Below are 19,503 nucleotides of genomic sequence, written 5' to 3'. Positions count from 1 at the left end.
CGTAGCGATACGGAACCAACCCTCGAGAGCGAGCCCTTGAAATGCGATCGGCGTGGCCGAGGCCGGGTCCACAATGAATTGCTTCCGCCTGTCGGCGGAAGCAGCGTCGTTCAAACAAAGTATACACTTATCGAGTTATACGCGCGTCTTACCCTTTCTTGAGCTCCGAAGCCTCCTCCGCGATCCTGTCGCGCGCAACGTCATGGACTTCAGCCGCAACCAAGACCGCCTTGTCGACGACGTCGGAGGCGAGACCCTCGGCTTTGTCCAGGGTGTTTGACGCTTCGGCCGATAAGCGGTCCTTCACGCTATCTGCCGCAGCGCCGACCGCTTCGTCCTCTTGGCGAGTATGGGGTAGAGCCGCTCCGATCGCAGCCCCGACCGCAAAAGCAAGCGCGCCGCCGACCAGCGGCTGGTCCCTGAAGTGTTTCAAAATCGCATCGTTGAACTGTGCTCCGGCATCCAACGAACCACGCCCGGCCCCCGACATTGCGTCGCGCATCTTTCCGGCGGAGTCCGTCACCGCCTGCCACGTCTTGGAGGCCCATCCGGAGGCATCATCGAATAGCTTCCCCGCCTCGTCGCGGATGTCGTGGATCTGCCGGCCGGAGGCATCCGCAAAGCCGCGGAACGTCCTCCCCCTTTCGTCCATGAAATGCCCGGCTCGACGCCCGGTTTCATCGGTGAGCGCCTTGAAACGCTTTCCGGTACCGTCGGCAAAATGGCTGTACCGGCCCCCACCGTCCTGTTCGACCGGCCCGATCCGACGGATATCGCCGTGGATGGGAGCCAGCGGATAGTCCCGTTCACCTTCATTGCCTCCGGCAACGTTGTTCTTCGGGCCAGCCATCAGCCATGCAAGGCTGACCCCGATCAATGCAACCGGGATGGGGTTCTTCTTCATCGCGTTACCGAGATTTCCGACATATTCACCGCCGCCGCTCGACTTCGCATAGGCCATGACCTCGTCGACCAACTGGCCCGGCGACATACGCTGTTGGATAGCATCAATTCGGTCCTCGATGCGTTGCCGATCCTGTTCGATCTCGCGCTCGATCTCGACTGATTTGGGGATTTCCGCTGTATAGGCCATCACGTTCTATCCTTGATAATCTGCGCATCGCGCTTCAGCGAGGCAGAGGTCCGGTCCAGCTTCAGATTGTTGCCCCGGAATGCCGCGAGACCGCGTGAAATCAGGCCCCAGGCAATGAAAGCCACCACGACACCGACGACGACGGACGACAGAGCATCTGCGCTAGCCTCTGACATGCCGCGCGCTACCAGGAAGGCTGTCAAACCGTTGACGAGGGCTGCCAGTAGAACACCGACAGCTGCTACCGCGAAAACCAGTCCGGCCGCGAATGCTTCCACTCCAGTCAGCGCATGCGACATTTTTTCCGACGCTTCGGTTTTTGCGAGATTGATCTCCTTGCGGAAGAGGCCGGTGATGTCGCCGACCAATCCGCTGACAAGTTCGGGAAGCGACGGGTTTTCGGACGGACTAGCCATTGAATTTTTCCTCCGAATTTTGCTGCTTAGACGCGCTTGCAACGGAAGGTGAAAGCTGTCCGCCCTTTCCGAACGCAGCACCGGATAAAGTCTTGTTGGAGACCGCATCCTCGCCTCGGCTGGCAGAAGCTGTCAGAAAGCGGCTTGCGGCCAATCCGGCGATGGCAGCCATGCCAAGAAAGGCAAATGGTTGCTTGCGCCCAAAATCCTCCGCCATCCCGACCACTTCGCTGAGATTGCGATCCTGGATGTCATCCGCGAACCTCTGCATGCTTGAGCCGACGTTTCGGGCAATCCTTCCGAACTCGCGCTGGTCGCCTGACTGGAGTTCATTTCCAACTTTTTTAACGGCAGCAGCTATCCCGCTCAGCTGTTTTGCGATGACATTCTTTTGGTCGTCGACCACGTCCTTCGCCTTTTCCTTCACGCTGGAGACCTGATCCTGCGCGGCCTGCTTGACGGATTGCACGTCCTCTGAAATCCTTTGCCGAACATCGGTTGCACTCGGCGATGGTTTCTCGCCGACTGCGCTCAGAGCGGCTCTCTCCTCTTTCGCCGCATCATATATGGAGGACGAGATGTCCCCGCTGCCTTGGCCGGTTCCGGTCTCAGTCATTGAACACTCCACAAAGGGTTGATTAACCTGCGAACCGTCGCAGGGCTCTGACATCGAACCTACAAAGCGTCGGATTGTTCCTCCGCCGCGTTCGGCTGCGTTCGCACACCAATACGCGAAGGGAGGAGCGAAGATCTTCCTACGCTATAGCGCGTCTTTGACGTTGCCGTCGCCGCCGAGGCATTCGCGGGGAAGCACCCGAAGTGGGTATGTACGGGGCCACGGAGTGAGCCATCTCAACAGACGTTATAATTGGGCTTGGAGTGCGTTGATGTTCCGCGTCATACTTTCTGCACTATGGGCAGCGTTCGGTTCTTGGCTCTTCATCACGTCTATGTAGCGTTGTAGCCACTGCGCGTCGCATGAGGACCTCCCAAACGGGGGATGAATTAGCTCTAAAATTGCGCAATGATCATTTTGCCAAAGAGACCGATTGGGCTCGAACAGGAAAAATGAGCGAGCTGCATCTCAACCTAAGGGTAGTTGCGTGAGGTCAGGGGCCTGCGCCTAGCGGACCAGCGCGGGGCCACTGACTTATCGCGTTACTGCCCGGTTGTGCGTGGTAACGGGGCCTGCTCGTTTTGGTTGCCTCAACCCGTTCGCTGCGGATCTGCCCCATTTCCTTTCACCAAACCGAAGGACGACAGTAACCGGATTTCGTCCACGAGAGAGCTCTAGAACGCTCTTTCAGCCGCTGGACCCCCTCGACGGCTAACGGAACCATCTCCCGTCGCCGCGGGTTGATTGGCATCCAAGCTCTTTGTTCAATGGAGCATGCCATGGCTATATTTTCCCCTAGTGATCGCGATGCGGCTGCCTATCCCCTACAGTCGCTCTTTGTCCCATTTCCCTTCGTATGCTTCACGCTCGCACTAGCGACGGATATCGCCTTCTGGTGGAATGGCAATCTGATGTGGCAGAACTTCTCCGCATGGTTGCTGTTCGCCGGGCTGGCGTTCGGCGTGCTCGCAATTCTGGCTGGATTGATGGATCTGGTGCGTCCCCGCACTCGCCCGTTGCGGCCGGCGTGGCTGTCCATGCTCCTCTATCTGATCATACTAGGTCTGGCCTTTGTCAACAACCTTATGCATGCCGGCGATGGATGGACGGCCGTAGTTCCGTATGGACTTGTGCTCTCGGCTGCCACTTTTGTTTTGTGTTTGGTGGCCGCAGCGGTTTCCGCCCGCAAATATGCCAGGCTGGCCTGGAGGGTATGATGGTAAACTCGCAGTTTCTCGGTGCTTCGGTTCTGTCGATAGCAGTCGGCGTCGGCCTTGCGGCTTACGCGCAGAGCGGAAATTTTGACATCTCTCAGCAAATCGGACCGAACCCGGTCCTCCCAGATCCAGCCCCCTCCTTATTTCCTGATCTGAAGGTAGCGAAAGTCGTTGGCTGGAAGGATGGTGAGATGCCGGTCGCTCCAGACGGCTTGACCGTCAAGGCCTACGCCAAGGACTTCGCTAACCCCCGCACAGTCCACACCTTGCCGAATGGCGACGTACTGGTGATCCAGGCCCGCGGCCCCAGCGGCGAGCCTACCTCTCGGCCGAAGGATTTCATCCGGGGCTGGATCATGTCGATCGCCCATGGCGGCGGTGGCGGCGAGCAGAAGGAAAGCAACATCATCACAGTGCTGCGTGACACGAACCGCGACGGCGAGGTGGACGAGAGGCACGATCTCCTGAAGAGACTCGATTCTCCGTTCGGTGTTGCCTGGATCGACAACACTCTCTACGTCGCGTCGACCACCGCCATTCTCGCCTACCCTTACGAACTCGGACAGAATGAAATCGCAGCCCAACCGAAACTCCTAACGCCCCTTCCCGGTGGGCCGATCAATCACCATTGGACAAAGGATCTGGCGCTCAGCCCCGATGGCAAGATGCTCTACGTCTCGGTGGGCTCGAATTCCAACATCGTCGAGAACGGGCTCGAAGCCGAAAAAGGCCGCGCGGCGATTTGGCAGGTCGACCGGCACACGGGTGCTGCGCGCGTTTTCGCCTCGGGTCTGCGCAATCCGAACGGCCTTACTTTCGACCCCCACACAGGTGCGCTCTGGACGGTGGTCAATGAGCGCGACGAACTCGGTCCGAACCTTGTTCCCGACTACATGACGTCGGTCAAGGAAGGCGGTTTCTACGGCTGGCCCTGGAGCTATTATGGCAACCATGTCGATGGCCGTGTGCATCCCCCGCGTCCCGACATGGTCGAAAGGGCGATCCTACCGGATTATGCCTTGTCGAGCCATGTCGCGGCGCTTGGACTGACCTTCTCGATGAATTCTGCTCTTCCTGCCGCTTACGCCAACGGCGCCTTCATCGGCGAGCACGGTAGCTGGAACCGGGACAGCTTCAACGGCTATAAGGTGGTGTACGTGCCATTCGAAAACGGCAAGCCATCTGGCAAAGCGCAGGATGTCGTCACCGGCTTTATTCAGGGCGACCAGGCGAAAGGACGGCCCGTCGGCGTCGGAATCGACGGGACGGGAGCGTTACTCGTTGCCGACGACGCCGGCAATACCGTCTGGCGTATTGCTTCGTCTGACGGCAAGGTTACGCCACAGCCAATCGGCACGGACCAGGTTTCAGTCAACCCACAATTCTCGACGAATGCGAAAACGGGTCGGAGTGCTGATATGATTCCCAGCGTCGGAACGGAAACGACGGGTTCGACCGCTCAATCCAAGACCCCGCCAGCCTCGGCCGAGGAACGCCTGACTGATCAAAAACCACTTTCCGGACCGCCGGACAAGTTCCAACCTACCCAGATGCAGATCGCCCCTGCGGCCGGACCCTAATATTCGGTGAATCCAGTTTGAATGAACGACTGGGATGGCATGTGGTTAACCTCCAAAGCAAGGTTTCAGCCATGCTAACCTGCTTCCGCTACAGATTTCTGCCGTGTGATATTACAGTTGAGTGCCAACCCCAACGAGCCGAGTTGTTCAACAAGGAATCCGGCAAAATAAGGAGAGTAAGGTATGGCTACAGGATTGATCGCGCTGTTGGACGACATTGCTGCGATCGCGAAGCTGGCGGCCGCATCTGTAGACGACATCGCCGCTCAAGTGGCCAAGGCGAGCGCCAAGGCGGCGGGCGTAGTGATCGGATCATGAGCCCCCCGGCTATCTCTCGACAACCTTCGAGCTGACGCCGTCTGCGAAATTTTCTTTGAATGGGGCGCCGCCTCCGCTCGATTGGCAGGCGGATTTTGACGGTGCTCGGCGCGGGAGTTTCTGGCCGGGCACTACGTCTTTTTGATTAGCTCGGGTGAATTGGCCGACGAGGTCAAAAGGCCCAACATGGTCTGAGCCTCAATAAAAAGAGCTAGAGGGAAAGAGCTATGACCGACGTCATTCCAGTATTGTTTGGGGCGCGCTGGCGAATACCAGTCTGTCTGCTGCAACAGAAGAGGGTCCGACACATATTCGGTCCGGCGGAGGCAATCCGTTACATGCGGACCTGCTTTAACGACCAATCAAGTCCCGCCTATTCTCGGGCGGTGGAAGTCTGTTTTGCCGCACTTCGCTGCGAAGCGGATCCGGATGTTGCTAGAAGCTTCTTCCTAGCGGCTTATGAAGGCGAGTTGGAAGCCCAGCGGCGATGTCACTAGGCCCGTGTCATCTGTCTTATGCCAAGCCAGACCCCGGTCGCCAGGCCCGCGACAACACTCCCCGCGATGCCGTCAGCGGCGAGAAGTCCAGGGAGATCAAACAGAGGGCGGCGGCTGGAGCCATGTCGCCCAGAGGAATCGGCAGCACCAACACGGTCGATAGCACTAGCCCCAGTACGCTCACAATCCGTTCGACGACGTAGCCGGACAGCAAAGGCAAGGAAACGTTCGGCGCGGTTGTGCCACGGCTCCGCCCGCGTCAGCACCAATGGTGATGCGTTCGCCACCCGATGACTCCGCGACATTCAGGAAAAGATCGCGGATTGAAAGATCCGGGTGGTGATCGCGCTGCCCCATATGGAATTTTTGACCCACAATCAATCCCCGCTAGACCCAGGGGTGCCTACTTACTCTCCTGGAATGCTTTGAATTCCGGAGCATAAACACGAGTGGCTCGTCACTCTGAGAGGGTCGCGTTCGAACCACCTCAGCCGTGATCCTACTTGATCACCTGGATGACCTTGCGAGAGGAAGGCTCGACGATCACCCGCTGCTTGTTTACAATCGCATAGGAATATTTGGGGTTGTCCGTCACGGGCTGGACAACGACAGTCGAGGGGAGCGAGCCAGTCCATATTCATTGGCTCAAGCACGTATTTCAGTATTGAACCCAACAGGTAGAAGAGCTGCGGCGGACTAGAAAGTGAGGTCCCGCAGGCTCTTGGTCCGCGAGAATGCGTTCACCGGTACCCCGCCTTAGGCATCCTGTGGTGAAGCCTGACGACAAGAGAATAATCTTCCGTAGCGAACGGTCGAGGGCTTATGGAATACGGTCGGCCAGATCGTCACGCTCTTCGACCCGCAGGAATGCGCCAACAACTTCGAATCCTGCGGACCCCGAGTAAAGTGGACGCGCTCTAGGCGCTACTTCTGATCTTCGGCGACACGGTTGGTGAAGTGAGCGTTGCCGAGTCCCGTGCCAATCGTTAGTACTGCCCAACTTGCAACATCCCCCATCAGTGGGACCTGCGAGAGCCCCTGCACGACAGCGTCATTGTGCATGATGATGAACGTGTTGCTGCCTTCGATCTGGGGAATAGCTTTCATGAGTTCCGCCGGGAGATTGAAGTGGTCGCTCTCCCAGTTCCCGCCAGGCAGGTTTTGGCCGCCTCTAGTGATTGATCCATCCACCTCGATGACACCCGGGCAGCCAATGCCGATCAATGGAGCAAGCTTTATGCGTGCAGCCTTCGCCTTCTTGATGAGATCTTCCAGCATCGATGTCAGCTTCGTCATAGTTGCTGTGCGACTAGGTTTCTCATCAGCGTGCCGCCAGATCACCGATTCGCGAACTTTCGCATCATCTAGATGTCGGGTTTTGCCATTTCCGAACTCCACAACTCCGGCACGAACATTAGTGCCACCAATGTCTACGGCGAGGATTGCCTCGTGTCCCTTCAACATCCAGTCGGGCATCAGGTGTACGGCTCCTATCAGCCCTGCTTCGTCCGGATGATGAGCGATCGGCACGATCTCGATGTCCACATTGTCGTCCCTGAGCAGCATCATTGTCCTCGCAATGGCCAGTTCACCCACCCGTCGTTGGCGGAAGCCCCCGCCCACGACGATCCGATTAGTCTTAGACCAACTTTTGTCCTTCAAAAATTTTCTGATCACGTCGGCGAAATTCTGAGAGAAACCCTCGATCGCCCCCAGGACGAGCGCAACTGCCTCCGGATTATCGTCCTGCAGCAAACCGTCGATCTTCTTCTTGGATATCTCTTTCGTCGGGACAGCGCCAAGAGGATCTCTGTCCAGCTCCCGCATCCGCTTTCTCAATTCCTCGAGCTTCAGCCTGAACGTCTTCTTGTTGGCGTCATCGCCTATGAACCCTGTCCGGCCGCGCATTTCATTGTTGTAATCATCCACCACCACTGACTGCAATGTAGCACCACCATGAATGAGCGGTGTTGTCTCAGTTTGTTCCTGACGATTGGGCTTTGCCATGAGATGCCTTTTTGTCGACGCCGATACTGCAGGGACAGCGCAACGCGCGGCCACCTTCCGATGTTCCATGCTGTCAGCTCATGACCTCAAAACCCGTCGGGGCAGTTCCTTTATTTAGGTCGTTCTCGCGGAACCCTCTCTTCCTCCGAGAATTCTATGGATAGTGCGCGATGACACCGCCGTCGGTCGGTTCCGAGCCTGAACTGGATTTGAGCGCGTGAAAGGCCCTTTGACATGGAGTATGAGATGAATACCGAGGATCAACCAGAGGCGGTCTCGCCTAATAGAATGCTGACCGCATTGTTCAAGGACCTCGGCGTTGCTCAAACTGCGCTTCAGCGGCTTCGTGATGCAGGGATCCCGGATAGCTCGATCGGTTTGATGGCGGACGCGAGAGGCAACCGCCAAATCCCCGAGCAGGAACGGAGCTTGTGGTCCAGGCTGGAAGATTTCATCTTTCCGAAAGACGATCACGACCTTTATAGCGAGGGACTTCGTCGCGGTGGTTATGTCGTGCTGGTATCGGGGGTGTCGCAGGAGCAGTTCGAAGTGGCACTCGATATACTTGACGATGAAGGGGCAGTGGATCTCGACGAGCATGCAAAAGGATTCACGTCTGAAGAGGAAAAGGGCACTCAATCCTTTCTGGATGGATTGCAAGATCCTCCGAAATTAATCGACCCCGACGAGGCTGCGGCAATTATCAAGCAAGGCTACGAGGAAGAAGTTGTGCCGATCATCACGCAACGTATTGAGGTGGGTCCGCGCGATATTGATCGGCCTCGGGTCAGGGTGTATGTCGTCGAACATGCTCTTAAGGATCCCGAAGCGAGGGTTGAGAGCTTGAAGTGAGCGCCCTGCCCGTGGGTGGGCGCCCGATCCTGACCGGTGACCGTGAGACGGATTATGACCGCATCAATCAATTACACTGATATCAAGGTCGGCCTCTTCTGCCGCTCGCAGAAATGCGGCTCGCGCTTCCGCTGCGGGCGGCTACTTCTCATGACGTCGAGGAAAATTTCACGATCCTTGAGAAACTCATTCCAAGAGTTGACGGGCCAAGGGGAGTCATGATGCCGGGGCTTGTTACGTGCTGCTAACTTTGCGACGTAGCCGCTCTCATCTTAATTGACCACCGGTTGACGCCAACGTTTCGGATCGAGCATACTTTAACTCTCAACCGAGCATGACAGAACAACCATCCGCGACGCATTTTCACCTTCGAGCCTGCTGTTCTCCGATGTGAGTACCTGCCAGGAAGCGAAAGAACTCCCGTACCGCCACAGACCGTTCGGAACATGATTGTCATCGTCGGCCGCAATAACATCGCGGCTGAATGCTATAGCGCTTCGGCTGAAACCTGCCGCGAATATTTGTCGAGCATTGTCAGTGCATCAACCGCAGCAGAGCCCGACGCCGTGTTGTCGAACACGCACCAACTATCCGGCCCAAGAATTTCGAGAATCGTGTGGATCTCAGCGATGCTGTAAGGTGAATAATAGAGCTTCGGCTTTCCGTGCAGGCGAACGTAGCGCGGCGGTTCTGGAAAATCTCCAATCTGCCAGACAAGGACAGGATCGGCGAATACCCGATCTATATGGTACCGATCCAGCAACCCAATTGCCGGGTCGGATGCCCAACTTCTATGGCGCACCTCGATGCCGATTGGTCCGGCATATATGGAACGCATCGCCGCAAAGGCGGGTTCAGCATCTCCCTGATCGAACGCCAGCTTGGGCGGCAGCTGGCAAAGGAGCGGGCCTAGCTTGCCATCGAGCGGCGAAATCTCCTGAAGAAAACAACGGAATACGTCGTCGATATCTTTCAGCATCCGCTCATGGGAAATTGCGCGAGGCAGTTTCACCGCGAAACGAAAACTGTCAGGCACCGCGTCCGCCCAACGCCTGAACGTCGTTGCACGATGATGGCGATAGAAGGTTGAGTTGATCTCAACGCCTTTGAAAACGGCCGCATACCGCTCGAGCCCACTCCCGTCGGCCGGAAATCGATCGGCGACTGGTTTTGGTATCGACCATGCGGCGGTGGCAATGACGGCCAAGATCCTCTCCATCGGCCCCAGGATGCGGACTGTAAAGCTTAACCATTCTTGCAGGGAACCGTTCCCGCCGCTTTTTCAACATCTTGCCTCAGAGCGACTGGAACCGTTTTCCGATCTTCTTGTTAGCGTCTCGCAAACAGGAGAAGGGCATGGAGATCTTGTCACCAAACCCGGCGCTCCCGGCACAACCGACCAATCACCGCGTTCGGAGGGTCCGGCAGAGACTTTGTCCCAGCGGCTACTTGGTGGCAAACGACGATCCTAATATCGATCGGAATGCGGCTGGCGAGAACAACCAGGGCCGGCGTATAGATTCTCGATTCAGGCAAGATCGGAGGAGAGTGAAATGTTCAATCCCGAGATGACGCCAAGGTGCAATTTGCGCCCTCCAAGGCGACCGCAAGTCAAGCGGCAATTATAGCGCCAACGGCTCTCACCACCGGTTCGGACGCAGCCGTTCACCGCAAGCAGAAAGGCACCAGGCCGCAGGAGGATTTCGACCTGAACTATGACCCGCATGGGAGGAACAAGGGCAATTCCCCGACCGCAGACGATCACTCGGGTGAGGTCGAAGTACCGGCAATGCCAAGAGCTTCCGGGCTTCGCCGCATCGTCGTCATCAGCGACTTCCAGGATGGCGATTGGAGCAGCAGTGAAGTCCCCCCTGCTGGATGGTTTGCCGATCAATGGATTTCCGGCTCGCGCGGAAATTCTCCCAGCCCGTTGCCGCCACGGCAAGCCATCAGGGTCGATGGTGGCTACATAGAACGGCTTCCCCTCGCCGCTCTAAGAAGTGGTCTCGTAAATTGTGCGGAAGTTTGGACCCATTGGCGCGGCGACACGCCACCGCCGGACTGGACGACCGGCAGCCCGTTCCTGACACGCCGTGCCTTCCGGATGAATGGACCCGATGCTCCCTTCAATTCCAACGACATGCTCGGTCATATCGAAGCCTTCGGTCCACCGTCGATCCTGTGCGTGTGGGGCCTTGGTGTCGGCGAAGATGTCTTGTCGGCGTGTCGTGAAAGCTTCAAGATCTACAATTCGATCGATGCCCCGGCGCTTCGGATCCCCTTCGCGGTCAGCCGCCATTTCGATCTTGTCCTGACCGGCGCCGAGTGGCAGTCAGAAGAGGTGCGCTCGCGGCATGCCGATATACCCATCGCGATCATGCCGATCGGACCGGAATTTGCATCCGAACAGACGTTCAGACCGCTGGGATTACCGAAGATCTACGACGTAATCTATGTAGCAGCCGCTCAACCTTACAAACGGCACGATATTTTATTCAAAGCCCTCGACAAGCTACCGCGCTCGGTTCGCACGCTCTGCGTCTGCGGGTACGGGGAAATGATCGACCTGTTGTATCATCAGGCCAATAGGCTCGGCTTGAATGTCGACTTCGTGAGGCCGCCGGGCGTGCCGTTTGCCGAGGTCAATCGGCTCATGAACCAGGCCCGGATGGGGGTCGTCTGTGGGATCGACGACGGCGCGCCTGCCATCCTGACGGAATATATGCTCGCCGGCATTCCGGTGCTTGCCAACCGCCATTTGAGGTGCGGGTTGCAGTACATTACACCGCAGACGGGCCGCACGGCTTCGGCCGAGGACTTTCACCAGGGCATTGAGGACATGCTGGGCCGGCTCGACACCTTCCATCCAAGGGAGGTCGTCCTGGCGAACTGGACCTGGCCTCATAGCGTACTGAAACTCAAACGTCTCATGGATAAATCTTAGCCGTCTAAAATTTCGAAGTGCACAGGGAACCTTGGGTCAGCTGGCCGGTTCGGGGTCAGTTCATTGCGAGGTGTTTGATGAATCTGCTGAGTTCGTTTCTGCAATCGCCAGATGTCATCGTACCCGCAAAATCTCCCATGATCTGTTTCTCCCATCTGAGATGGGATTTCGTACTGCAAAGACCGCAGCACCTAATGCAGCGTTTTTCGCAGCAACGGCGTGTCTTCTTCTTCGAGGAGTTTATCCCGACCGACCATCACCTTGCCTATCTGGAAATCCATAGGTTTGAGGGCACCAGTGTCAAGGCGATCCGTCCTCGCGTCCCGCACTGGTGGAGCTTGGCGGAGCGCGAGGTTGCCCTTGCCCGCCTGCTTGACGACCTGCTCGACCTGCATGGAGGCAAGCGGCCGATCCTCTGGTTTTACACGCCGCAAATGTTCAGCTTCGCCAAGCATGTCGATGCATCCGCCATCATCTACGATTGCATGGACGAACTGGCGAATTTCAAACTCGCTCCTCCGCATCTGAAGGCGGCCGAGCAGGCGCTGATTGCACGGGCGGATGTGGTATTCACAGGCGGTATCAGCCTCTATGAGGCCAAAAAAGACCAGCATGACAATATCCATGCATTTCCTTCGAGCGTCGATACCCATCACTTCCGAGCGGCCCGCGGCCGCTTGTCGGAACCCTCCGATCAGGAGGCCATTCCTCACCCACGTCTCGGCTACTACGGCGTGATCGACGAGAGGCTCGATCTCGGTCTGGTCCGCTCCGTGGCCGCGGCGCGCCCAGACCTTTCATTCGTGCTCGTCGGCCCGGTGTTGAAGATTTCGCCTGACGATCTGCCGCTCGCGCCTAATATCCATTATCTCGGCCAGAAGGCCTATGGCGATCTCCCGGCCTACATTTGTGGCTGGGATGTCGCACTCATGCCGTTCGCGCTGAACGATGCCACGCGTTTCATCAGCCCGACCAAGACCCCGGAATATCTGGCATCAGGCCGACCAGTGGTCGGCACGCGCATCAAAGATGTCGTGCGCGGATATGATGACGTGCCCGGCGTGTTCCTTGCCAACGGCGCTAAGGGATTCCTTGAGGCTTGCGATGCCGCGCTCGCGGTCTCACGGTCCGGCGACAGCTGGTTGCGCGCCGTAGACGAGGTTCTCGGACGATCATCCTGGGACGCCACGTTCAGCGCCATGTCGCTTCTAGTCGATCGTGCGGTGGTTCGAGAAAGCGCCCCCCTTCCCGCTCCGGACAGATTTGGTCCGCGCAGCCCCCTTCGCGTTAAACCGGAGACCTACGATTACCTGATCGTTGGTGCCGGATTTGCCGGTTCGGTCCTTGCCGAACGCCTGGCTGAAGAGGGGAACAAGAAAGTCCTCGTTTGCGATAGGCGGCCCCATATCGCTGGCAATGCATACGATCACTACAATGAGGCGGGCATCCTCGTTCATAAGTACGGCCCGCATATCTTTCATACCAATAGCGAAGATGTTTTCGCCTATCTTTCCCGCTTCACGGATTGGCGGCCTTACGAGCACCGGGTGCTTGCCCAGATCGGCGAGCTGCGTCTACCCGTCCCGATCAATCGCACGACGCTGAACGGACTTTACGGCCTTGATCTTGCAAGCGAGGCTGCCGCCGCCCTTTTTCTGGCGGGTCGAGCGGAGCCCTGCAATCCCATCCTCACGTCGAGGGACGTCGTCACCTCGCAGATCGGCTCCGAGCTCTACCGGACGTTCTTCGAGGGTTATACCCGCAAGCAATGGGGTCTCGATCCGTCCGATCTCGATCGGTCAGTGACGGCACGCGTCCCGACCCGAACCAATCTAGACGACCGCTACTTCCTGGATACATTCCAGGCCATGCCGCTCGATGGGTATACGCGCATGTTTGAGCGCATGCTGGATCATAAGAACATTACCGTCATGGTTGGAACAGACTTCGCCGATCTCCGGCAGGCAGGTCTTAGCCGGCACACGATTTTCACTGGCCCTATCGACGAATATTTCGATTATCGTTTTGGGCGGCTGCCGTATCGCAGCCTGGAGTTCCGGCACGAGACGCATGACGCGAGACGTCTGCTGCCGGTCGGCGTCGTCAATTACCCCTCGGAAGACGTGCCCTATACCCGGATCACGGAATACAAGCACCTGACTGGCCAGGTACACCCCAGAACCAGCATCAGCTATGAATTTGCTTGTGCCGACGGTGACCCATACTACCCCATCCCGCGTGCGGAAAACCAGGCTCTTTACAAACAATATGAAGCTCTCGCACGTAAACAGGACGACGTGACGTTCGTCGGACGGCTTGGCACTTATAAATATTACAATATGGACCAGGTGGTTGGGCAGGCCCTCTCGACCTATAGGCGCTTGCGAAGGCAGCACGACGTCGGCGGAGCAATGGCCGATGTCCAACGTGACTGACAGGCCGCACATTGTTCTTGCCACCGACAGTCTCGACCCATCGGGAATGGGGGAGCACATGCTGGCGCTCGGCCGCGGTTTGACCGAACGATGGGATGTGACGCTGTCGCTGATGAGCGAGGATCGGGCAGGCCTGCTGCCGCGCGCCGCGCGATATGGGCTTGGCATCAAGCTTGCTGCCGATCATGACGATTTTCGGGAATGGCTGACGAAAGGAAGAATCGACCTCCTGCACGTGCATGCGGGAATCGGATGGGAGGGACATGAACTCGCACGGGCCGGAACGGCCGAGGGCATCCCGATCATAAGGACGGAGCACCTTCCCTATCTACTGACAGACCCTGAGCAACAGAAACATTATCGGCTTCAGACCCAAATGGTATCCCACCATATCGTCGTTTCCAATGCATCGCGGCAAAGCTACCGGGACCATGTCGCGGAGGCACGTTTGACGGCGGTTGTGAACGGTATCTTTCCTTTCCAGCTTACGGACTCGACATCCGATTTGAAACGGGAGATGGGGTTGGCAGGCCAACTCGTCTTGCTGATGGTCGCTCGCTTCACCAGGCAGAAGGATCACGCCAGCCTCCTGCAGGCTCTGCCAGCTGTCCTGAACGTATATCCTGCCTTGGCTCTTCTACTCGTCGGCTCGGGCGAGAGGCAGGCGAATATCGAAAGCCTGACCGCCGACCTGAATCTCGGCGGCCATGTGCACTTCCTTGGGCAGAGGCCGGATGTTGCTGAGATCATGCGCATCGCCGATCTCTTCGTACTACCATCGCGCTTCGAGGGCCTGCCGCTCGCCGTTCTCGAAGCCATGTCGCTCGGCATCCCGGTGGTCGCAACCCGGATCGGCGGGACCGTCGAAGCATTGGGCGACGATCATGCCTTTTTCGCAGAACCGGGTGCCCCGGCCTCTCTGTCCGCCACCATTATATCGGCGCTCGCCGAACCCCGCCGCCTGGCAGCCGCTGGCGAGGCGGGTCGTCAACGATTCCAAACGACCTTTTCTGCCTACAGAATGGCTGCGGAAACCGGCGCCATCTACGACCGATATCTCAGTGGACCGGCTAAGCACATGCAAAGGGACAATTCCATGCAAAAGACACGTCTGGCCTTCATCGGTGCCGGGGGCATCGCCCAGCGGCACCTGGACATTCTGGCCGGCTTCGACGACGTCGAACTCGTGGGTTTCGCAGACCCCGATCCCGGCCGGGCCGACCATGCGGCGATGCGCTTTGGAACAAAGTCTTTCCAACATCACCGCGAGATGCTGGATGCTCTTGAGCCCGATGCCGTCTATGTCTGCATCCCGCCCTTTGCCCATGGCGAGCCCGAGCGCGATCTGGTCGAACGCGGGATCCCGTTCTTTGTCGAGAAACCGGTATCGCTCGACCTTGCGACCGCCGAGGAGATTGCTGCAGCCGTAGCAAGCAAAGGCCTTATCACTGGTGTGGGCTACCATTGGCGGTATCTCGACATCGTCGATGAAGCACGAGGCCTGCTGGCCAAAAACCCCGCCCAGCTTCTTTCCGGCTACTGGCTGGATTCGACCCCGCCGCCACAGTGGTGGTGGAGAGAGGACAAGTCCGGTGGCCAGATGGTGGAGCAGGCAACCCATCTCCTTGACCTTGTCCGTTTCCTGGTTGGCGAGGTTACGGAAGTCTACGGACGCGTCGGACACAAGGAAAGACCGGAATTTCCCGGCTTCGACGTGCCGACCGTCACCACAGCGAACCTTACTTTCGAGACGGGCGTCATCGCCAACATTGCCTCCACGTGTCTGCTCGGATGGAACCACCGCGTTGGATTGCACATCTTCGCCAATCGGCTGGCCATCGAGTTGACCGACCGGGACATCATGGTGGATATCGGACAGGGTCGACCTGTTCGCAGTGCGGAGGGAGATCCCGTGTGGCGCGAGGACCGCGACTTCATCGACGCCGTGCGCGGCGGCGAGAACCGCATCCGCAGCCCCTATAGCGAGGCACTTGCCACGCATCGACTCGCTCTCGCAGTTGTGTCTTCCGCCCGGATCGGAGAACCGGTGCACCTTGAGGCGTCAAGGGTGGTGCGAAAGGAACCCCGCCCGCTGCGGTTTCAGCCCCGCTCCGAAGCGCCGCAACGCCTGCCACCGGGGCATCGCAAGGTGCGTTCTCTTGGCGTCGAAGCGCCAGGCCGGGCCTATTTCTTTGAATACGAGGAGGGGCCTCCCGCGAATGGTCATGTGCGGCTTGACACACTCTATACCGGCCTGTCGGCCGGCACCGAACTTACGTTCCTCAAGCACACCAATCCCTATTTCCGTTCGCGCTTCGACGGCGCGCGCGGTGTGTTCCTGGAGAACGAGCCGGATCTGCACTACCCCGTTCCGTTCCTCGGATACATGGAAGTCGCGCGGGTGGCGGAGTCGCTGGCCGCCGGTTTCTCAAATGGCGAAGTCGTTGCTTCTGCCTATGCTCACAAGACTGGTCATACAGCAGACCCATTTCACGACCTGCTTATCCCGTTGCCATCGACACTGGATCCATTGCTGGGCGTCTTCGTCGCCCAGATGGGACCGATCGCCGCAAACGGCATCCTGCATGCCGATGCCGAGGCGTTTGGCGCGCACGTACCGGCCCTTGGCGCCGGCGTGAGCGGCCGTCCCGTCATCGTCATCGGTGCCGGCACTGTCGGACTGATGACGGCGCTCTTTGCCCGATCGCTCGGTGCCTCCGAAGTCATCATCACCGATCCCTCCGACTTCCGCCGCGAAAAGGCGCAGGGGATGGGCCTCACCGCCATGACGGAGGACCAGGCGTGGCAACATGCCAAGGCTCGCTGGCAGGACGGCATCATGGGACGCGGGGCAGATCTGGTGTTCCAGACACGGGCGCATCCCAATAGCTTGCACACGGCGCTGAAAGCCCTGCGGCCACAGGGCACCGTCATCGACCTCGCCTTCTACCAAGGCGGCGCGGATCAACTGCGGCTCGGTGAGGAATTCCATCACAACGGCCTGAATATCCGCTGTGCGCAGATCAACCGAGTGCCGCGCGGGCTTGCACCGCTCTGGGATCGGCGCAGGCTGGCCCATGCCACGGTGGATCTCCTGGCCGTGGAAGGTGCGTCCATCCGCGAACACATGATTACGCATGTCATTCCGATGGGCGAGGCGCCGGCGTTCCTGAGCGACCTGATCGAAAACCGGCCGCAATTCCTGCAGGTCGTATTCGAGGTGGGCAAGTGACCGGGAATCCAGCGCCTATCCAGATCTTGTTCGTCTTCGCTTGGCTGGTCGTAGGTGGAGAGGAAACAGAAGTGCGGTTGCTGGCCAAGAGCCTGGACCGAAGGCGCTACGGCGTCAATGTCGTTGCCTGCTTTAGAAAGCCCGGCATGCCGGAACAGACCCACGAACAGCTTCGTTCGCTCGGCGTGAACGTCGATACCACGCCCTACGAGCTGTCATTCGAGGATACGGTCAGCTATCTGGCCAGCAAAATCCCCGGTTATGACATCGTTGTGTCCTGCCAGAATGTCGCCGATATCTATCCGGCGCTAGATCGTCTGCATCTTCGCCCGCCACTTATCGAACATGGCGGGCTTGTCTCGGAAGCGCAGGCAGGACCCAAGCATTTCACCAGCCGCTATGTCGGCGTCTGCCGCTCGATCCGCGATGCCGCCGCCTCCCGAATGCCGGGGCGCGAACGGTTCGCTCTCGAAATCCCGTCGATGGTCGATCTTTCTGCCTACGATCCAGTGCAGCGGGACGGGATGCGCGCGCGTCTTGGTATGGCTGACGATAACATCCTGGTCGGCTGGATCGGGAGACTCGATCCCAAGAAGAACGTAGAAGATTTCATCGAAGCCGCCGCGATGGTCACCGCCGCGGAGAAGCGAGCCCGCTTCGTGATCGTCGGCGGGCCGGATGCCTTCTTGCCGGAATATGCACGCGAGCTGAAAGCGTTGGCGGTCAGACGGGGACTTTGCAATGTGCTCCAGTTCCTCGGCGACCGGGAAGACGTCCCCGGTCTTTTGTCGGCCTTCGATATCTTCGTCTGGCTTTCGCACGGCGAAGGAATGCCGCATGTCATCGCGGAAGCAGGTGCGGCCTGCCTGCCCGTCATTGCCACACCTGACAACGGCGCAATGCAGCAGATCGAAGCCGGAATATCGGGCCTGTTCGTGCCCTATGGCGAGCCCGCGGCTGTTGCCGAGCAGATGCTGCTTCTCATCGCCGATCCGGACCGCCGGCGTGGTCTTGGCTCAGCATTGCGGCAAAAGGTCGAAGCTAAATATTCCCTCGAAGTCGTGATGCCGCAGTGGGAGCAGCTATTCACCGACGTGCTCCGTGAGAGGAGAGTGGCCGCACCTACCGGATTGTTCAGGTCTTTCCTGCAGGGAGGATTCGAGTGCTCGACCCATCGGCTGCGGCCAAGGGTCGGCGAGCCCGAAGGTCGGCGACTGGACCTGATTTCCGCGATCGGCCATGACCGCCATACCGCACAGGACTATCGTCAGCTGGCGGACTTCGGCATCCGCACAGTCCGCGACGGCTTCCGTTGGCATTTGATCGACAAGGCAGGCGAATATGACTGGGCAAGCATCCGGCCGATGTTGCATGCCGCGAAAGAAACGGAAACACAGGTCATCTGGGATCTGCTACACTATGGATGGCCCGATGATCTCGACATCTGGTCGCCGCGTTTCGTCGATCGGTTTTCCCGCTACGCCGCCGCCTGCGCCCGGATTGTCCGTCAGGAAAGCGATGTCACCCCCTTTTATTGCCCCGTCAACGAGATCTCGTTTTTCTCGTGGGGTGGAGGCGATGCCGGTTATCTCAACCCGTTTGCCAACGGCCGCGGCTTCGAGTTGAAAGTGCAGCTCGCACGCGCCGCCATCGCCGCCATGGACGCGATCCTGTCGGTCGATGCGCGTGCCCGCTTCGTTCATTGCGATCCCGTCATCAACGTCATCTCCGATCCGTCGCGCCCGTGGGAAGACGGTGTCGCAGAGGGACATCGCCAATCGCAGTTCCAGGGCTGGGATCTGATTTCCGGTCGGATGTGGCCGCAAATTGGAGGTGACGAGCACTACCTCGACATCGTCGGCGTCAACTACTACTTCAACAACCAATGGATCCACGGCGGATCGCCGATCGACATCGGCCATCCGCTGTATAAGCCGCTCAGCAAGATTCTGATCGAGACTTATGCGCGATATGGCAAGCCCATGCTGATTGCCGAGACAGGCATCGAAGCTGAGCGTAGAGCTTCATGGTTCGAATATGTTTCCGGCCAAGCGGAGCTTGCAATGCAATCCGGTGTGCCGCTGGAGGGAATTTGCCTCTATCCGGTGGTCAATCACCCTGGTTGGGACGATGATCGGCCCTGCGAGAATGGGCTGCTTTCCGCAGACATTACCATGTCAGGACGGGCCGCTCATCGACCCCTGGCAACTGCGATCGAATTATCGCCATTAAATGCATGTCGGCAGGCACCCCTTCCCCTGCGGCATGATTGATCAGGCATACGGGTGGCATAGCT

At 58.5% G+C, this 19,503-nt stretch carries 12 protein-coding genes and 3 pseudogenes; 9 read left to right on the top strand and 6 right to left on the bottom strand.

All coding sequences use genetic code 11. The features are described 5' to 3' along the window. Positions 1–148: 148 nt before the first annotated feature. Genes PMI07_RS17140 through PMI07_RS17130 form a run of 3 tightly spaced genes read right to left on the bottom strand, consistent with a single transcriptional unit; the run spans position 149 to position 2,125 of the window. Complete coding sequence (locus PMI07_RS17140) at positions 149–1,093, bottom strand: DUF3618 domain-containing protein (RefSeq protein WP_007752853.1); 945 nt, start codon at positions 1,091–1,093, stop codon at positions 149–151. Continuing rightward, entirely contained in the window at positions 1,093–1,509 is a 417-nt protein-coding gene (locus tag PMI07_RS17135; protein ID WP_007752841.1) for a phage holin family protein, read from the bottom strand. The genes PMI07_RS17140 and PMI07_RS17135 overlap by 1 nt, the downstream gene beginning before the upstream one ends. Further along, complete coding sequence (locus PMI07_RS17130; RefSeq protein WP_007752839.1) at positions 1,502–2,125, bottom strand: hypothetical protein; 624 nt, start codon at positions 2,123–2,125, stop codon at positions 1,502–1,504. Before PMI07_RS17130 ends, PMI07_RS17135 begins: the two co-directional genes overlap by 8 nt. A 779-nt stretch (positions 2,126–2,904) precedes the next feature. Between PMI07_RS17130 and PMI07_RS17125 the strand changes: the two genes are divergently transcribed. From PMI07_RS17125 to PMI07_RS34300, 3 genes and pseudogenes are all read left to right on the top strand, one after another. Further along, complete coding sequence (locus PMI07_RS17125) at positions 2,905–3,342, top strand: DUF2231 domain-containing protein (protein ID WP_007752837.1); 438 nt, start codon at positions 2,905–2,907, stop codon at positions 3,340–3,342. After that, on the top strand, positions 3,342–4,922 hold the full coding sequence (locus tag PMI07_RS17120; protein ID WP_007752836.1) for a sorbosone dehydrogenase family protein: 1,581 nt from the start codon (positions 3,342–3,344) through the stop codon (positions 4,920–4,922). Before PMI07_RS17125 ends, PMI07_RS17120 begins: the two co-directional genes overlap by 1 nt. Before the next feature lie 183 nt (positions 4,923–5,105). Then, positions 5,106–5,231, top strand: a pseudogene (locus PMI07_RS34300) (DUF808 family protein); the annotation flags it as partial. Between the two features lie 1,005 nt (positions 5,232–6,236). On the opposite strand, the pseudogene PMI07_RS34290 reads toward PMI07_RS34300, so the two are convergent. Both PMI07_RS34290 and PMI07_RS17115 read right to left on the bottom strand, forming a co-directional pair. Continuing rightward, positions 6,237–6,359 (bottom strand): annotated as a pseudogene (locus tag PMI07_RS34290) (DUF1236 domain-containing protein); the annotation flags it as partial. Between the two features lie 302 nt (positions 6,360–6,661). After that, positions 6,662–7,744 carry an ROK family protein gene (locus tag PMI07_RS17115; protein ID WP_007752825.1) on the bottom strand — a complete coding sequence of 361 codons (1,083 nt, stop codon included), beginning with the start codon at positions 7,742–7,744 and terminating at the stop codon, positions 6,662–6,664. Positions 7,745–7,990: 246 nt separating this feature from the next. Here PMI07_RS17115 and PMI07_RS33700 point away from each other — a divergent pair, with 246 nt between their 5' ends. Continuing rightward, positions 7,991–8,596, top strand: coding sequence for a hypothetical protein (locus PMI07_RS33700; protein WP_007752822.1), 606 nt, complete (start codon positions 7,991–7,993; stop codon positions 8,594–8,596). A gap of 487 nt (positions 8,597–9,083) precedes the next feature. Here the strand turns inward: PMI07_RS33700 and PMI07_RS17105 are convergent, their stop codons facing one another. Then, a complete protein-coding gene (locus PMI07_RS17105; RefSeq protein WP_007752819.1) occupies positions 9,084–9,803 on the bottom strand; it encodes a DUF72 domain-containing protein in 720 nt (239 codons plus the stop codon). 166 nt (positions 9,804–9,969) lie between these two features. Here PMI07_RS17105 and PMI07_RS35755 point away from each other — a divergent pair. The 5 genes and pseudogenes from PMI07_RS35755 to PMI07_RS17080 form a co-directional block, all read left to right on the top strand. Next, positions 9,970–10,168 (top strand): annotated as a pseudogene (locus PMI07_RS35755) (hypothetical protein); the annotation flags it as partial. A gap of 217 nt (positions 10,169–10,385) precedes the next feature. Next, positions 10,386–11,540: a glycosyltransferase gene (locus PMI07_RS34285; protein ID WP_155956557.1), complete on the top strand. Its 1,155-nt coding sequence runs from the start codon at positions 10,386–10,388 to the stop codon at positions 11,538–11,540. A 77-nt stretch (positions 11,541–11,617) separates the two neighbouring features. Then, the gene (gene glf / locus PMI07_RS17090) at positions 11,618–13,975 is read left to right on the top strand and encodes a UDP-galactopyranose mutase (protein ID WP_007752815.1); all 2,358 of its coding nucleotides are present in this window, start codon (positions 11,618–11,620) and stop codon (positions 13,973–13,975) included. Between the two features lie 46 nt (positions 13,976–14,021). Beyond that, positions 14,022–17,207, top strand: coding sequence for a glycosyltransferase (locus tag PMI07_RS17085; RefSeq protein WP_051484205.1), 3,186 nt, complete (start codon positions 14,022–14,024; stop codon positions 17,205–17,207). Continuing rightward, positions 17,204–19,480, top strand: coding sequence for a glycosyltransferase family 4 protein (locus PMI07_RS17080; RefSeq protein WP_024163873.1), 2,277 nt, complete (start codon positions 17,204–17,206; stop codon positions 19,478–19,480). Before PMI07_RS17085 ends, PMI07_RS17080 begins: the two co-directional genes overlap by 4 nt. The last annotated feature ends 23 nt before the right edge of the window (positions 19,481–19,503 follow it).

The sequence above is a fragment of the Rhizobium sp. CF080 genome, assembly GCF_000282095.2.
Taxonomy (GTDB): Bacteria; Pseudomonadota; Alphaproteobacteria; order Rhizobiales; family Rhizobiaceae; genus Neorhizobium.
This window is presented reverse-complemented; position numbering and strand designations above follow the sequence as displayed.

Bases quoted from the DNA above. Each gene is read 5' to 3' on its own strand.
- PMI07_RS17125 (WP_007752837.1), top strand. From the start codon at position 2,905: ATGGCTATATTTTCCCCTAGTGATCGCGATGCGGCTGCCTATCCCCTA.
- glf (WP_007752815.1), top strand. From the start codon at position 11,618: ATGAATCTGCTGAGTTCGTTTCTGCAATCGCCAGATGTCATCGTACCC.
- PMI07_RS17135 (WP_007752841.1), bottom strand. From the start codon at position 1,509: ATGGCTAGTCCGTCCGAAAACCCGTCGCTTCCCGAACTTGTCAGCGGA.
- PMI07_RS17130 (WP_007752839.1), bottom strand. From the start codon at position 2,125: ATGACTGAGACCGGAACCGGCCAAGGCAGCGGGGACATCTCGTCCTCC.
- PMI07_RS17140 (WP_007752853.1), bottom strand. From the start codon at position 1,093: ATGGCCTATACAGCGGAAATCCCCAAATCAGTCGAGATCGAGCGCGAG.
- PMI07_RS17085 (WP_051484205.1), top strand. From the start codon at position 14,022: ATGGGGGAGCACATGCTGGCGCTCGGCCGCGGTTTGACCGAACGATGG.
- PMI07_RS17120 (WP_007752836.1), top strand. From the start codon at position 3,342: ATGGTAAACTCGCAGTTTCTCGGTGCTTCGGTTCTGTCGATAGCAGTC.
- PMI07_RS17115 (WP_007752825.1), bottom strand. From the start codon at position 7,744: ATGGCAAAGCCCAATCGTCAGGAACAAACTGAGACAACACCGCTCATT.
- PMI07_RS33700 (WP_007752822.1), top strand. From the start codon at position 7,991: ATGAATACCGAGGATCAACCAGAGGCGGTCTCGCCTAATAGAATGCTG.
- PMI07_RS34285 (WP_155956557.1), top strand. From the start codon at position 10,386: ATGCCAAGAGCTTCCGGGCTTCGCCGCATCGTCGTCATCAGCGACTTC.